We start from the raw sequence: 13,454 nt of genomic DNA, 5'->3' as shown, positions 1-13,454 counted from the left end.
TCCTGTTAAGACGGATTACTTGTTTTTACCCTGGGCGAATAACTGATCCAACTTCTGCTCAAAGTCGTGATAGTTCAGGAAATCGTACAGTTCCATACGGGTCTGCATGGTATCGACTACAGCCTTCTGATCGCCGTCATCCAGCAGATGCTGGAATACATTCAGGGCAGCCTTGTTGGCGGCGCGGAAGGCAGACAGGGGGTAAAGCACCATGGAAGCGCCGTTTTCCGCCAGTTCTTTTTTGTTGAACAGTGGCGTGGCACCGAATTCGGTAATGTTGGCCAGCAGGTGAGCACCCTTGATGCCGTCCGCAAACGCTTTGTAGTCTTCCAGGGTGTGTACGGCTTCAGCAAAGATGCCGTCAGCACCGGCTTCCAGGCAGGCCTGAGCACGCTCAACAGCCGCATTCAGCCCTTCCATCTGGAAGGCATCCGTACGGGCAATGATAAAGAAGTCGTCATCAGTACGGGCGTCTACAGCAGCCTTCACGCGATCAACCATCTCCTGCAGGGAAACAATCTCCTTGTTGGGACGGTGACCGCAGCGCTTTTGCTGTACCTGATCTTCCAGATGCACAGCCGCAGCACCGGCCTTGATCATCTCTTTAACGGCGCGCGCCATGTTGAATGCGCCGCCCCAACCAGTGTCGATATCTACCAGCAGTGGCGTTTCCACGGCGCTGGTGATACGGCGTACATCTTCCAGCACATCATTCATGCTGGTCATACCCAGATCCGGCAGACCATAAGAGGCATTGGCAACACCGCCACCAGACAGGTAGATCGCTTGATGCCCCACGCGGGTGGCCATCATGGCATGGTACGCATTAATGGTGCCGACAATCTGCAGTGGATTATTGTCTTGCAGAGCTTTACGAAAACGTGCGCCGGCAGTCAGTTGATTAGCCATTCTTTTCCCCTTTGGTTTCAGACTCTTGGTTCAGCTTGTTCTCAATATTGCGACGCGCGGCGCTGATATGTCGGCGCATCAGCAACTCTGCCAACTCCGGATCCCGGGCTTCAATTGCATCGATAATCTGCCGATGCTCTTTCAACGCCCGCTTGGGACGGGAACTGGAAACGCTGAACTGATAACGGTACATGCGTACCAGGTGATACAGGTCAGCACCCAGCAGCTCCAGCAGCTTGGCGTTTTTGCTCCCCTGTACAATGCGATAATGAAAGTCGAGATCTCCCTCTTTCTGGAAGTAAGAGCTCCAGGACTCCTCTTCCACCGAGAGTTCATGCTGATCCAGCAGACCCTTCAGTGAAGCGATCTCACGATCACTCATATTCTGTGCTGCCAGACGACAAGCCATACCTTCCAGCGCTTCACGCACATGATATATTTCGATAAGTTCATGGGCAGTCAGTTTGACCACACGTGCCCCGACATGCGCCTTGCGCTCAATCAGACGCAACCCCTCCAGACGGCGGATGGCCTCACGCAGAGGCCCGCGGCTGATGCCATACATGCGCGCCAGTTCTGGCTCGCTGATTTTATAGCCCGCCGGTAACTCGCCCTTGACAATCGCCGTGACGATCTGTTGACAGACCCGGTCCGCCAGGGTGCGGGTAATCGGCTCGAGAGGCAGAATATTATCTTTGTCTGACATGGTCACCCTTCAAGATTGTCGACAATATTTATGAGAAGCAACCTTACCGAGCCAAAATCATGCCGTCAACAGAGATTTCTGCTAAATATGTCTACACTAGACAAAAGTATACTGATTATTAGGCGGGTTTTTCCGTCTGGTAACGCAGCATTTCCTGATTCATCAACCGGGCGATCTGACGAGGCTTCTGAAACGGCAAAGAATGATCTGTTCCTGGCACCAGAAAGTAGTGCCAGTTCGGCAGAGTTGATGCCAGATTGGCGTGCAGTTGATGCATCAACTCGACACTCTGACCACCGATAAAACTGCTGACATCTCCCTGGGCGGCAATCAATGCTGCACGATCAAGCGTACGAATACCCTGGCTGACTGCATCCAGAGCATAGGCAAAGCCCAAGGGACGCTGAGCTAATCGACTGATTGCCAGTTGATCCGCCTGGGGTGTAGTACGTCGATTCGGAGAAATGGTCTCCAGAAACTGGCGGATACCTGACTCAACATCCTGACTGCGCAAATGTTCAGCCGCCTCACTGTACTTGTCACGCAACGCAATGGTTTCCTCCATACACACCCGGTCCAGCAACGCTGATTCCAGCAAAAACTGCTTGCCAACATGATCCGGATACTGCTGCTTATAGATCAGACTGACCAAACCGCCCAGAGAATAACCACCCAGATCAAAATGCTGCCACCCCAGATGTGTCACCAGCGCATGCAAATCACTCACCAGCATCGGCAGGGTAAAGGGATGTTCCTGATGATCCGGATAGTGACTCTGCCCTGCACCGCGTTGATCCAGCACCAGAACACTGGACCAATGCTGCAGAAAAGCCACCAGCATTTCCCAGGTATCGCGCCCGGCCACTCCAGCCCCATGCACCAGCACCAAATGCCGTTCCGGCAACCCGGATTGCGTATACAGACGGTAAGACAAGCGCTGATCAGCCAAACACAGCTGGTCAACATGACATTCAAACGGGTGCTTCATAACGCTCTCTCTTGGCAACACTCACATGGACTTCTGAAAGATACTTTTCAGCAGACTGACGGATAACATTGGCTCACAGGTCGGCTTCGGGCTCGCCAGCCTGAATACAGACAGGTAGAATCGCCTTTTTTGCAGACCGGTGTCGACAGTGATCAGTCATTATCCTCTACCCTATCCTTTAAATGCCAGTCAGGTTTTTGAACAGCTGCGCGCCCTCGGTGGCGCTGTTATTCTGGATAGTTGCCAACCTCACAGTCGTTTTGGCCGCTATGATCTGATCAGCGCGGCCCCCGCCCGTAGCGCTCGACTGAGCAGCAACGGACTGGAAATTCGTGAAAGCGCCTCAGACTGGCACGTAACGGATGAGGATCCTTTTACACTGCTGCAGCAATGGCTTAATACCCTTGGACCGGTCCATGACCCTGTCCCCCCATTTAACGGCGGATTGATAGGCTACTTCAGCTACGACCTGGGGCGCCATCTGGAACACTTGCCCAGCCACGCGACAGCGGACTTATCCTTACCTGACTTGCAACTGGGTTTGTACCTGCAAGCGGTCATTATTGACCACGAGACGCAAACCAGCCGTCTTGTGGTCCATTCAGATGCCGCTCCCGAGATAGTCGAACAGTTTCTGACCCTGCTTGGCCAGCCCACTTCGGTTTCCGTCAAGCCAGCGTTTCACCTGCGCTCATCGTTTAACAGCAACATGACCGCAATGGACTACCAACAGGCACTGGAGAAAATTCATGCCTATATCCAGGCCGGTGACTGTTATCAGATCAATCTGGCACAGCGCTTCAGTGCCGCTTATGAAGGCGACCCCTGGCAGGCCTGGTGTCTGCTGAAAGCAGCCGCTCCAACACCCTTCGCTGCTTATATTGAACTGGACCAGGATGCTGTACTGTCTCTGTCCCCTGAGCGCTTTCTGTTTTGCGATCCTGAAGGAAAGGCAGAAACACGTCCAATCAAGGGTACACGACCGCGGGGCGACACACCGGAAACAGACCAGCAGCTGGCCACTGAGCTACTGCAGTCAGAAAAAGACCGGGCTGAAAATGTCATGATCGTTGATTTACTGCGCAATGATCTGAGCAAAGTCTGCCAACCTGGCAGTGTGAAGGTACCAGAGCTTTTTCAACTGGAGAGCTATCCCAATGTGCATCATCTGGTCAGCAGCGTCACTGGACAACTTGAAGCCCATTACAGTCCTCTGGATCTGATACGTGCCTGTTTTCCGGGTGGCTCGATTACCGGTGCGCCGAAAATTCGCGCCATGGAGATTATTGATGAGCTGGAACCTCAACGCCGTTCTGCTTACTGCGGCTCCATCGCCTACATCAGTGCTTGCGGGCAGATGGACAGCAGTATCACGATTCGCACGCTGGTATGTCACCAGCAACAGATTCACTGCTGGGCCGGCGGTGGTATCGTTGCCGACTCACAGATCCCAGCTGAATACGCTGAGACTTTCAGCAAGGTAAACAACCTGCTTAACACGCTGGAAGCGACTCTTGAGCTAAAAAACTGAAATTCCTATCATATTTCTGACTCTTTTTGTCAAATATACTTCTATACTTTGGTATATAATCCCGGGCCGCATAGATGTTTAGATGCTGTTCCGGACATTCTATGCTTGCAGGGAAGACTGTAAGGCGAGGCGTGCCTGTTTTTCAGTGATTATTCAGGAGTCCTCTATATGAAACTCAGCTTTCAGTCCAAGCTACTTATTTCCATGCTGCTGCTGTTGCTGGTGTCGTTACTGGCACTCAGCAGTCTGGCACATCGCCTGTTAAATACCGAGGTTACGCAGGCGGTTCAGAGTGAAATCAACAACACGCTCAGAAATGTTGAAACCTTTGCTGCCGGCTGGCTGAATGCCAAATCGGATCTGGTGGTCAGCCTGACCCAACAGATTCCGGCACAGCGCAGTGATGCAGAGCATTTTCTGACGTATGCCAGAGAGGCCGGACAATTTGATCTGGTCTATGTTGGCACCGCTCAAGGTGAAATGTGGCAATCCAGACCCGCAGCCAACCTGCCCTCTGACTATGATCCACGTACCCGCCCCTGGTATCAGCAAGCCAGCAGCCGTAACAGCCTGGTGGTAACACCTCCCTATGCAGACGCAGGCACGGGTGAAATGATCATTTCACTGGCTGCGCCTTTGCGCAACGGCAGTCGTGGCGTGATCGGCAGCGATATCAGCATTGATTCGGTGATCCGGGAACTGCTCAGTATCGAGTCACGCTGGACATCTGAACTGTGGATGCTGGATGGAAATCAGACGGTGATTGCTCATCCCGATACAGGTCGCATTCAGCAAAATGTGCGTCAATTCCTGCCTGATCTGACGATACCTCGCCAGCAGAACGTCGTTGAAATCCGCTACAACAATGAAGTATGGTTAATGTCTGCCACACATATTGCCGAAGCCGACTGGACATTTCTATTACTGGTCAAGCGCAGTGAAGCGATGGAGGCCATCAGTCAACTCACCTGGACGCTGCTGACACTGAGCCTGCTGGTCCTGGTACTGTCTGGTGGTATTCTTTACCTGCTGGTCAATTATCAGACACGCCCACTGAAAGAACTCGCGCTGGCACTTGAAGATGTGTCTCAAGGTGAAGGAGATCTGACCCATCGCCTTAAAGTTGAAACAGCTGATGAGTTCGGTCAAATGAGCCTGGCATTCAATCGTTTTGTGGCCCAACTGCAGACAACCATCAGTGAAATGATTTTGCTGACAGATCAGGTTAATCAGGCGGCAGGCCGTAGCGTCGAAGACGTGCATAACAGTCTGGAACAGCTGACCCGGCAAAAAGAAGAGCTGACACAACTGGCTGCAGCCGCTCAGGAGATGTCATCAGCGACAGGCGAGATAGCCCGCAATGCAGAACAAACTGCCGACATAGCACAACAATCCTCTGAATCGACCCAGGCTGGATTACGGGTGGTCAAGACCAATCGTGAGCAAACACTGGCCCTGACTCAGCGTATCAGCGACAGTACAGCAGCCATCAATACAGTTGATCAACATGTGCAGCGTATCACCGGGATTCTCGACAACATCCAGAGTATTGCTGAACAGACCAACCTGTTGGCGCTCAATGCGGCGATTGAAGCGGCACGCGCCGGAGATCAGGGACGCGGATTTGCAGTCGTTGCAGATGAAGTACGTACCCTTTCGCAACGCAGCCATCAGGCTACCGAAGATATACGCGCCATGATTGCCGAGCTGCAAGACTCTACGCGCGATGCAGTCAACTTGATGGGACAGAGCCAGGAGCAGGCACGCATTAACGTTGAAAGTGCAGAGAAAGCCGAGCAGCAACTCATGACCATTGATCAGGCCAGCGGCACTATCAGTGGTATGGCAATTCAGATCGCCAGCGCGGTGGAAGAGCAGAATGCAGTCACCACGGAAATCAGCAGCAATACCGAACAGATCAAGGTATTGGCTGACAACCTGACTGACCAGACCAGCGACGCTGGCAACCGTGCCAATCAGCTGAAACAGGTGGCTAATGCCCTGCATCAACTGTCAGACAGGTTCAAGGTCTGAACCCGTCTGACAAATCAGTAATCAGAGTGACAGATCACGATTACTGGCAGCGATGAAGGCCTGTTTCAGGTCTTCATAGTTATGCACTGCAGGAAACTGCGGAAACTCACGTATGACATTTTCCGGGGCATGGAACAGGATGCCAGCCTCGGCCTGAGTCAACATGGTGGTATCGTTGTAGGAATCGCCTGCAGCGATGACTCGATAATTGAGCAACTGCAGCGCCCGCACCGACTGACGCTTGGGGTCACGCTGGCGCAGGGTATAGCCGGTGATCCGTCCCTGCTCATCAACATTCAGTTTGTGGCACAGCAGGGTCGGAAAACCCAACTGACGCATTAATGGCTGAGCGAACTCATAGAAAGTGTCAGACAGAATGACCAATTGAAAGCGCTCTCGCAGCCAGTCAACAAACTCAACGGCCCCCTCAAGCGGTGTCAAACGGCTGATGGTATCCTGAATCTGCGGCAAGGTCAGGCCATGCGCATCCAGTATCCGTAAACGCTGCTGCATCAGTTGATCATAATCGGGAATATCCCGAGTCGTTGCCTTGAGTTCATCGATACCGGTTTCTTCCGCAAATGCGATCCAGATTTCCGGAATCAATACACCCTCCAGGTCAAGACAGGCCAGTTCCATTCAATACTCCATACGTCAGGTTCAGACAAAAATCAGTGTTCCGGCAGAACTGTCTCTTTGAACAGCTCATCCACTTCATGGCGGTTCGCGCACGCCTGTACGCGATCAACTACATCAGGGGTTAAATGTGGTGCAAACAACCTAATAAAATCATACATATAACCACGCAAATAAGTCCCTTTCCGAAAGCCTATACGCGTTGTACTGGCTTCAAAAAGATGTGATGCATCTATAGCCACCAAATCCTTGTCCTGCTCCGGCTCTACCGCCATGGTTGCAATGATGCCAACGCCCAGACCCAATCGCACATAGGTCTTGATGACATCCGAGTCGACGGCAGTAAAGACGACCTTGGGTTCAAGCCCTTTCTGAATAAAGGCTTCATCCAGCTTGGAGCGGCCTGTAAAACCAAATACATAGGTCACAATCGGATGCTTGGCCAACTCTTCAAGAGTCAACTGACCAATCTGCGCCAGCGGATGATCCTTAGGCACGACCACGGAACGGTTCCAGTGATAGCAGGGCATCATGATCAGATCCGGGAAATGCGCCAGTGCTTCCGTCGCTATAGCAAAATCAACTTCGCCATCTGCTGCCATTTCAGAAATTTGCATGGGCGTGCCCTGTTGCATATGCAAAGCCACATCCGGGTACATCTTGATAAATTCATGGATAGTCGGCGGCAAGGCATAGCGTGCCTGAGTATGGGTCGTCGCCAGGCTGAGGCTGCCTTTGCGTTCATCGCTGAACTCCTGGGCCACCTGACGAATACTGTCGACTTTCTGCAGTATTTCACCGGCAATCTGCAGTATCGCCTCACCGGCAGGTGTTACCCGTGTCAGGTGCTTACCACTGCGGGCAAAAACCTCCACTCCCAATTCATCCTCTAACAAACGCACCTGTTTGCTAATACCTGGCTGCGAGGTATACAGGCTCTGTGCGGTCGCCGAAACATTGAGATCATGTCTGGCAACCTCCCAGATATATCTGAGCTGCTGAAGTTTCATGTGTCTTTACCCGAGCATAGTAAATGTATTTATATATAACTACAAAGAATAACAAAAAACTCCAGCAACGCCAATCGCTTCAAAGGCGGGCGTTCAAACGGCGAATTTCTTCATCATTTTGAATCAACCGTTTTTCCAACGAATTGATTTTTGCTTCAGCACGTACCAGCAATTCTTCTTTTTCCATAAGCTGTGCACGTAACAGGTTATCCCGCTTGGCAGCTTCATTGGTATAGGTAATATTTTTCTGGTTGCTGCGGCGCATATCTTCCTGCAGCTCTTTGACCTTGGCTTCCAGGCGCTTGGTTTTATTCAGTTCAGCCAACAACTGACTGTTTATTTTGGTCATATCTCGCTGCATCACACCGTGATCCTGACGCATTTTCAACAAGTCCGTTTCCTGACTTTTTACCTGCGACTTCAAGGTTTCAATCTTGACATCCTTGCGAGCCATGCGCGCCTGAAGATCATGAATCTCTCGTGTCAATTCCGATTCTTTTCGGCCAGCCTCTTCGCGTGCCTTTTCCAGGGCATTTCGATAATAACGCGTGTCGACCTCTTCTTTGGCCAGGGTTTCAAGCATATGGCGCTGCTCATCCTTGATACGCTGGTCAAACATGCGCCGGGCATCTTCATGCGCCTTGCGCAGCTGGGCCAGTTCATGTTCCAGGGCTGAACGTGCTTTTTCCTCTTTTTTTCGGGAGTTGGTTTCGCTGGAAAGATTGGTTTTTAACACCGTGATCTCGGCATTTAATGCCTTGATCTGTTCATAGCTTTCTTCAAGCTTTAACGTCTGCTCACGGTAACGGGCTTCCATCTCTTGCTGCAAGTGCTGAGAACGTTGCAAGGCTTCATCCGTACTGCGTTTTTCCACCTCTGCACCGATATCGGTACGCTGACGTGTCAAAGAAACACGTGACTGGGCTTCCTGTACAGCCTGATGCCAGATGCGTACAAATGACTGAGCCAATGTATCGGGCATGCCCGGCATTTTCAGATTTCGGTCCGTAAAAATAACGCGCTGAGGCAGCTCACTGCGCCACTGTACTAAAAAGCAGCCGATATCTTCCGAAGCGTGCTGCAGTTGCTCAGCAATAATCTCTGTCTGGGGAAAGGTGCCAGATAACAGCAACTCATCCGCTAATTCAAATACTTGTGTTTTAACCTGTTCCGTATCCATGCCGTCTCATTAACCAGATGTAAAGCGGATAATAAGCGGGTCGCGTGATTCCACGCAGCCCGCGGTGTAGAGGCTATAAGGATACATCATCAAAACGGAGGTTTCACTGTGGCTGAGTGCAGGATTCTCCGTTAATGTCTCTGGCTATGAGTCAGATTAATCAATCAGTGTATCAATCAGATCGATCATGAACTCACTGTCTTCCTCGCTCATCAGCTCCCAGCCGACCAACCCCATGTTTTGCAATACATTACGCCCTTTTTCCTCATCCGCCATCGACAACAGAGTTGACTTCAATGCGTCTTCATGGGACTGAAATGCGGGTCCTGCAAGCAACACATGGTGTATCACGCCAATCTGGCTGCTGACCAGCGGTTTCATTTCACTACGAATCAGCTCGGAAAGCTCATCATAGGCCTGCTTCAGGAAAAATCCGGCATCCGCTTCTCCCTTTAACAGGGTTTTGGCCACTAGCACATAGTTTTTCAGGGTTTTCACCTGAATATTGCTGTCATCCAAATCAGCCGATTCCAACATGATCATACCCATGGTATGCACATCGGGATCATCTGTGGTTGCAATGACTGAGCCCGGCTGCAAATCCTCGACAGAACCACAGGGGGAGGAGACTGAAACAGCAATCACTGTTTCATCCGCTTTATGTGCTGGCTTCATCAATGCCTTGAAGCCCAGTTCCCGCACCAGCATTGAGGCATCGTAAGGATTGGCATAGATCAGATCCACCTTTCCTTCGCGAATGTCCTGGCGCTGTTTTTCGAAACTGTCATACAACTCAAGGTGAATCGGTATCCCCAGCTGACGCTGCAGATAGGTATTGAAGTAAAACCATCCAGAGATGTGATCAGGTGCAAAATCCGGGCTTACAGTCAAATTCAGAGGCATAGGAGATCTCCACTTACATCAGCGTGGCATAAAGGGCTTCACTTTCACGAATTTTGCTGCGTGAAGGCTTACGCCGGACTGAGGTGTAACCTACCAGCTGTCCATTACGGATATTCGGAATCACCGTGGCCTTGACCCAGTAATAGGTACCATCTTTACGCAAATTTTTAACGAAACCCTGCCACTTCTTCCCTTCTGCGACTGTATCCCACAACCCCTTGAATGCCACTGCAGGCATGTCCGGGTGACGCAGGATATAGTGGTTGGTTCCGATCAGCTCTTCGCGACTGTAGCCGGACATATCGACAAAGGCCTGATTGGCATGCGTAATAATGCCTTCAGGATCTGTGCGGGACACAATCAGCTTGCCGTCTGGATAAGGCACCTCCTGATCAACAATCCGAGCCACCCGCTCGGTTCCATCATAGTAGCGAATCAAGACTTCACGTACCTGGCCGGTATCTTGTTCTGACATAGTACTTCTCCCAGCTATGCATGTATGCGCCCCCAAACAGAGGCGCAACCGCGTGACTTACAGGATCTTGCCGATCGCTTCAGCGGCGCGCTTGACGTCGAGAAAGATCAAGCCCAGACGAGCGTTGGTCTTGGCCACAACGGTCAATACCGAGTCTTTATTGGCATGGGTCATCAGGATATAACCTGACTTGCCCTTGACCAGCACCTGCTCCAGTTCGCCGCGCGCCAGTTCCTGAGCGGTGCGCTCTCCCAATGACAGCATCGCCGCACTCATGGCACCCACACTGTCCTCATCCATCGAGGCGGGCAGTAGTGAATCAATCATCAGACCATCCGTAGAAATCACTGCAGAAGCTTCAATCTCAGCCGAAGTACTGTTCAGATCATTAAGAATGGAAGTAAGCATTTCTGAGCGCATCGTTATCTCCTTTACGCCGTTAGCACAAATGTCGCAGTTAAGTATTTCCGTTGACTTCAGTAATCCAGATAACGGCGCATCAGCACCGAAAGCAGATTGACAAAGGACTGACGGTTCAGTGTTGGCATTCCTTCGAGTACCAACAAAAATTTCTGGTGACCAACATGTAACGTCCAAAACCCCAGTTCGCTGTGCCCGGCTGCATCCAGCAGCCCCCAGGACACGCTGTTAAATCCCAGATGTTCATGCAGCAGTCGCTGATGACGCTCGTGCATCAACACGATATCGGCAGAGAGTGCTGCCAAAGCCTCAGCTTCTTCATCAGCATAGCCTGACTGCCCCAGGCAAAAACCTTGTTCATCTGCCAACAGAACCCGGCCCTCAGCCAGCTGTGGCAAGTATTCAGGTAACAGTTGCTCAATCGACCCTGAAGGTACCGGCTCTGGCTCGCTGGTCAGCTGCAAAAAACCGCGCTCGGTTAGCCACTCAAGCAGCTCCTGAGCTTCTTTGTCGCTCTGCCCTGTCAGCTTTTTCAAGACTGCTGGGAAATAAGGTACATGCGTGTCCGCACTCAGAAGCTGTAGCAACAATGCACGACGTTCATCCATTTCAGGACTCAGCGTCGCATAATAGGAACCGCTCGGGGTTACTTGAAAAAACTCTGTCACTTCACTCTGGTCTTGATTCACAGTCGAACTCCGATTTCATTCCAGATGGGGCGCAGACCATCACTGCTAGGGGTTAAAATATCCAACAGCATCCGCTGCCACTAAAAAGGTAAACACATAGCGCTGGGGAACTGCCAATTCTGACAGCATCTGCACCGGGCTGAGCCGTTTGCTGTACCAGAGTTCTGCCAACGTACGCGCATGAGGTATTCGTTCAAAATGGGTAAAATCCGGCTTACGGATCAGCTGCAATGGACGGTTAAGGTCAATGCCTTCAGGCAAGCGTCCACGTGATGTCAGCAATGCCAGCTTCCACAACAGCTTATCCGCTACAATGTGGCGTACGGTTTCCTGCTGCATAGCCGCTGACACATCACATGCAACCAGCGAAAGCTCGCCCAGTGCAAACTTGGCACGCGCCATATGCAGCAACAGATCTTCATCCAGCCCACAAAAAAAGCTGTCTTCAGCAGGCAGGTAGATCAGCACTCCCGGAAGCCCGGAAACCTGCTGAGCCTGACGGGTCTGCCTGCCTGTCTTGACTGCCTGTACCACCCAGGGCAACAGACTGCGTTCCAGGTTAAAACGGATACGGCGCTGACCGGCTGTATCATTGAGATCCTGATCCGGCAGATGGCCACAATAATCAGGCAAGGTGTCCGCAGCGACCGTATCGGCAGAGGGTGTTACGGGTTTGATCTCGGCAACAGCCTCCTCAACAGCAGGCGTTTCCTGTACAGCCACTTCCTGACGACGGTGCGCCAGCACCAGATGTGCTTTTGAAATGACTTCCTGCACACCGTGACGATCCAGAGGAAACAGCTTGCGGCTACCATCCTGCAATTGCTTGCCACGATTCCACTGCTGCATCGCTTCCAGTCCTGCCTGCTTGCGTGCCTGCCATTCAGCAAAGACGCTGTCGCGGTCACTGACTGTAACCATCGACAGAGTCTCAGGTGACTTCAACTGCTGACTCAATCGTTCCAGCTGTTCTGACAGCACATTCAGTGTCAGAGGCCGTTTTAGTGGCAAAAACTTTTCAGGTGTATCCCCTGTTTCCACCAGCGCAATACCCGGCAATTCACTACAACCGGGATGCTGTCGCAACAATTTGAGATATTGCATTTCACCCGTCGCCGAAGACAGATCAACCAACAGCGCATTCGCCTTGTCGGGTGCCGTCAACATAAACAGCTTTTGCTGGCGGCCATTAAAAAACAGCTCAAGCATGGTCTGTTCAGCTGCACTAAACCCTACCAGACTGATCTTGTTATTCTGCTGGATAGCCACTGGAAGAATTCCTTATGCACATGCCTCAAACTGGGCAGGATTGAAGCACTGGGGCGATACGGACAAACTGCCATTAACAAGCACAGAATATTCCAGGGGCAAGCTACGGATAAAACGAAAATCAGACGTATCCGCGAACTTGCGCAGCGCACTCAAGGTCTGCTTATCCAATAAAGGTTCAGCCTGATCAATCACGCGATTGACCAAGGCTTTGCCCTTGCCACGCAATACCAGAAACAGGTCAATCAGGGCTCCTACAAGGCGCGGAGAATCCCCCTTGCGTATGGCGAAGTAGATACGTCGTATGTGCGTACGCAGGTGTTTGGGTACAGCACTGATATAACGAGAGGAATAGTTCAGCCCTAAATCGGTATCGGCATGCTCACAAATCAAAGACCGGCTTTTCTGCAGCTCAAAACAGATCTGCAGCTTTTCAGCAAAGCGGTCGGTTTCATAAACGGGAGTTGTCAGCGCATTCATTTTTACTGCCTCATGGACTCAATAACGCGTTGAATCCAGTTATACGCACCGGCTGAATCGCTGGCAATCATAGATCAACGTTTACTTGATTAGCGTCAATTTGCAGTGGCAAAACCCTTTTTTGTGCCCACCTTTATCCAAAGTATAAGCCTCGGATTGTCGACAAAACTTAACTTTACCCCCCCTATCCGCTAAAATTCACAGCGCCAATCACCATTCGATAA

General features: G+C 51.4%; 14 protein-coding genes. 2 read left to right on the top strand and 12 right to left on the bottom strand.

Going from position 1 to position 13,454, the window contains the following annotated elements:
- Window positions 1-15: 15 nt before the first annotated feature.
- The 3 genes from prpB to ADINL_RS15410 form a co-directional block, all read right to left on the bottom strand.
- Entirely contained in the window at window positions 16-909 is an 894-nt protein-coding gene (prpB, locus tag ADINL_RS15420) for a methylisocitrate lyase (protein ID WP_036550046.1), read from the bottom strand.
- Window positions 902-1,615 carry a GntR family transcriptional regulator gene (locus ADINL_RS15415; protein WP_036550043.1) on the bottom strand — a complete coding sequence of 238 codons (714 nt, stop codon included), beginning with the start codon at window positions 1,613-1,615 and terminating at the stop codon, window positions 902-904. The genes prpB and ADINL_RS15415 overlap by 8 nt, the downstream gene beginning before the upstream one ends.
- A gap of 118 nt (window positions 1,616-1,733) precedes the next feature.
- Window positions 1,734-2,603 carry an alpha/beta fold hydrolase gene (locus ADINL_RS15410; RefSeq protein WP_036550041.1) on the bottom strand — a complete coding sequence of 290 codons (870 nt, stop codon included), beginning with the start codon at window positions 2,601-2,603 and terminating at the stop codon, window positions 1,734-1,736.
- A gap of 148 nt (window positions 2,604-2,751) precedes the next feature.
- Here ADINL_RS15410 and pabB point away from each other — a divergent pair, with 148 nt between their 5' ends.
- Together pabB and ADINL_RS15400 are read left to right on the top strand one after the other, a co-directional pair.
- On the top strand, window positions 2,752-4,134 hold the full coding sequence (gene pabB, locus ADINL_RS15405; protein WP_036550039.1) for an aminodeoxychorismate synthase component I: 1,383 nt from the start codon (window positions 2,752-2,754) through the stop codon (window positions 4,132-4,134).
- A gap of 168 nt (window positions 4,135-4,302) precedes the next feature.
- Window positions 4,303-6,168 (top strand): methyl-accepting chemotaxis protein, encoded by a 1,866-nt coding sequence (locus ADINL_RS15400; RefSeq protein WP_036550037.1) that lies wholly within the window; start codon window positions 4,303-4,305, stop codon window positions 6,166-6,168.
- Window positions 6,169-6,189: 21 nt separating this feature from the next.
- Here ADINL_RS15400 and thrH read toward each other — a convergent pair whose 3' ends face one another.
- From thrH to ADINL_RS15355, 9 genes are all read right to left on the bottom strand, one after another.
- Window positions 6,190-6,807 (bottom strand): bifunctional phosphoserine phosphatase/homoserine phosphotransferase ThrH, encoded by a 618-nt coding sequence (gene thrH / locus ADINL_RS15395; RefSeq protein WP_036550035.1) that lies wholly within the window; start codon window positions 6,805-6,807, stop codon window positions 6,190-6,192.
- Window positions 6,808-6,839: 32 nt separating this feature from the next.
- Window positions 6,840-7,814 carry an HTH-type transcriptional regulator CysB gene (cysB, locus tag ADINL_RS15390; protein WP_036550032.1) on the bottom strand — a complete coding sequence of 325 codons (975 nt, stop codon included), beginning with the start codon at window positions 7,812-7,814 and terminating at the stop codon, window positions 6,840-6,842.
- Window positions 7,815-7,893: 79 nt separating this feature from the next.
- A complete protein-coding gene (locus tag ADINL_RS15385; protein ID WP_036550030.1) occupies window positions 7,894-8,994 on the bottom strand; it encodes a DNA-binding protein in 1,101 nt (366 codons plus the stop codon).
- A 156-nt stretch (window positions 8,995-9,150) separates the two neighbouring features.
- Window positions 9,151-9,897: a PhnD/SsuA/transferrin family substrate-binding protein gene (locus tag ADINL_RS15380; RefSeq protein WP_036550029.1), complete on the bottom strand. Its 747-nt coding sequence runs from the start codon at window positions 9,895-9,897 to the stop codon at window positions 9,151-9,153.
- 13 nt (window positions 9,898-9,910) lie between these two features.
- Entirely contained in the window at window positions 9,911-10,372 is a 462-nt protein-coding gene (locus tag ADINL_RS15375; RefSeq protein ID WP_036550027.1) for a PAS domain-containing protein, read from the bottom strand.
- Between the two features lie 57 nt (window positions 10,373-10,429).
- Window positions 10,430-10,792 carry a roadblock/LC7 domain-containing protein gene (locus tag ADINL_RS15370; protein ID WP_036550016.1) on the bottom strand — a complete coding sequence of 121 codons (363 nt, stop codon included), beginning with the start codon at window positions 10,790-10,792 and terminating at the stop codon, window positions 10,430-10,432.
- 56 nt (window positions 10,793-10,848) lie between these two features.
- A complete protein-coding gene (locus ADINL_RS15365; RefSeq protein ID WP_036550014.1) occupies window positions 10,849-11,481 on the bottom strand; it encodes a hypothetical protein in 633 nt (210 codons plus the stop codon).
- Between the two features lie 45 nt (window positions 11,482-11,526).
- Window positions 11,527-12,750 carry a hypothetical protein gene (locus ADINL_RS16130; protein ID WP_051632879.1) on the bottom strand — a complete coding sequence of 408 codons (1,224 nt, stop codon included), beginning with the start codon at window positions 12,748-12,750 and terminating at the stop codon, window positions 11,527-11,529.
- 12 nt (window positions 12,751-12,762) lie between these two features.
- Complete coding sequence (locus ADINL_RS15355) at window positions 12,763-13,230, bottom strand: hypothetical protein (RefSeq protein ID WP_036550012.1); 468 nt, start codon at window positions 13,228-13,230, stop codon at window positions 12,763-12,765.
- Window positions 13,231-13,454: the final 224 nt, after the last annotated feature.

This window comes from Nitrincola lacisaponensis (genome assembly GCF_000691225.1).
GTDB classification, from domain to species: Bacteria; Pseudomonadota; Gammaproteobacteria; order Pseudomonadales; family Balneatricaceae; genus Nitrincola; species Nitrincola lacisaponensis.
Note: the sequence above shows the minus strand (reverse complement) of the source record. Positions and strands in the feature narration are given on the sequence as shown.

What these genes read in the sequence shown, in the direction of transcription:
- prpB (WP_036550046.1), bottom strand. Translation starts at nt 909, where the DNA reads ATGGCTAATCAACTGACTGCCGGCGCACGTTTTCGTAAAGCTCTGCAA.
- ADINL_RS15415 (WP_036550043.1), bottom strand. Translation starts at nt 1,615, where the DNA reads ATGTCAGACAAAGATAATATTCTGCCTCTCGAGCCGATTACCCGCACC.
- ADINL_RS15385 (WP_036550030.1), bottom strand. Translation starts at nt 8,994, where the DNA reads ATGGATACGGAACAGGTTAAAACACAAGTATTTGAATTAGCGGATGAG.
- ADINL_RS15355 (WP_036550012.1), bottom strand. Translation starts at nt 13,230, where the DNA reads ATGAATGCGCTGACAACTCCCGTTTATGAAACCGACCGCTTTGCTGAA.
- ADINL_RS15400 (WP_036550037.1), top strand. Translation starts at nt 4,303, where the DNA reads ATGAAACTCAGCTTTCAGTCCAAGCTACTTATTTCCATGCTGCTGCTG.
- cysB (WP_036550032.1), bottom strand. Translation starts at nt 7,814, where the DNA reads ATGAAACTTCAGCAGCTCAGATATATCTGGGAGGTTGCCAGACATGAT.
- ADINL_RS15375 (WP_036550027.1), bottom strand. Translation starts at nt 10,372, where the DNA reads ATGTCAGAACAAGATACCGGCCAGGTACGTGAAGTCTTGATTCGCTAC.
- ADINL_RS15410 (WP_036550041.1), bottom strand. Translation starts at nt 2,603, where the DNA reads ATGAAGCACCCGTTTGAATGTCATGTTGACCAGCTGTGTTTGGCTGAT.
- ADINL_RS15370 (WP_036550016.1), bottom strand. Translation starts at nt 10,792, where the DNA reads ATGCGCTCAGAAATGCTTACTTCCATTCTTAATGATCTGAACAGTACT.
- ADINL_RS15380 (WP_036550029.1), bottom strand. Translation starts at nt 9,897, where the DNA reads ATGCCTCTGAATTTGACTGTAAGCCCGGATTTTGCACCTGATCACATC.
- thrH (WP_036550035.1), bottom strand. Translation starts at nt 6,807, where the DNA reads ATGGAACTGGCCTGTCTTGACCTGGAGGGTGTATTGATTCCGGAAATC.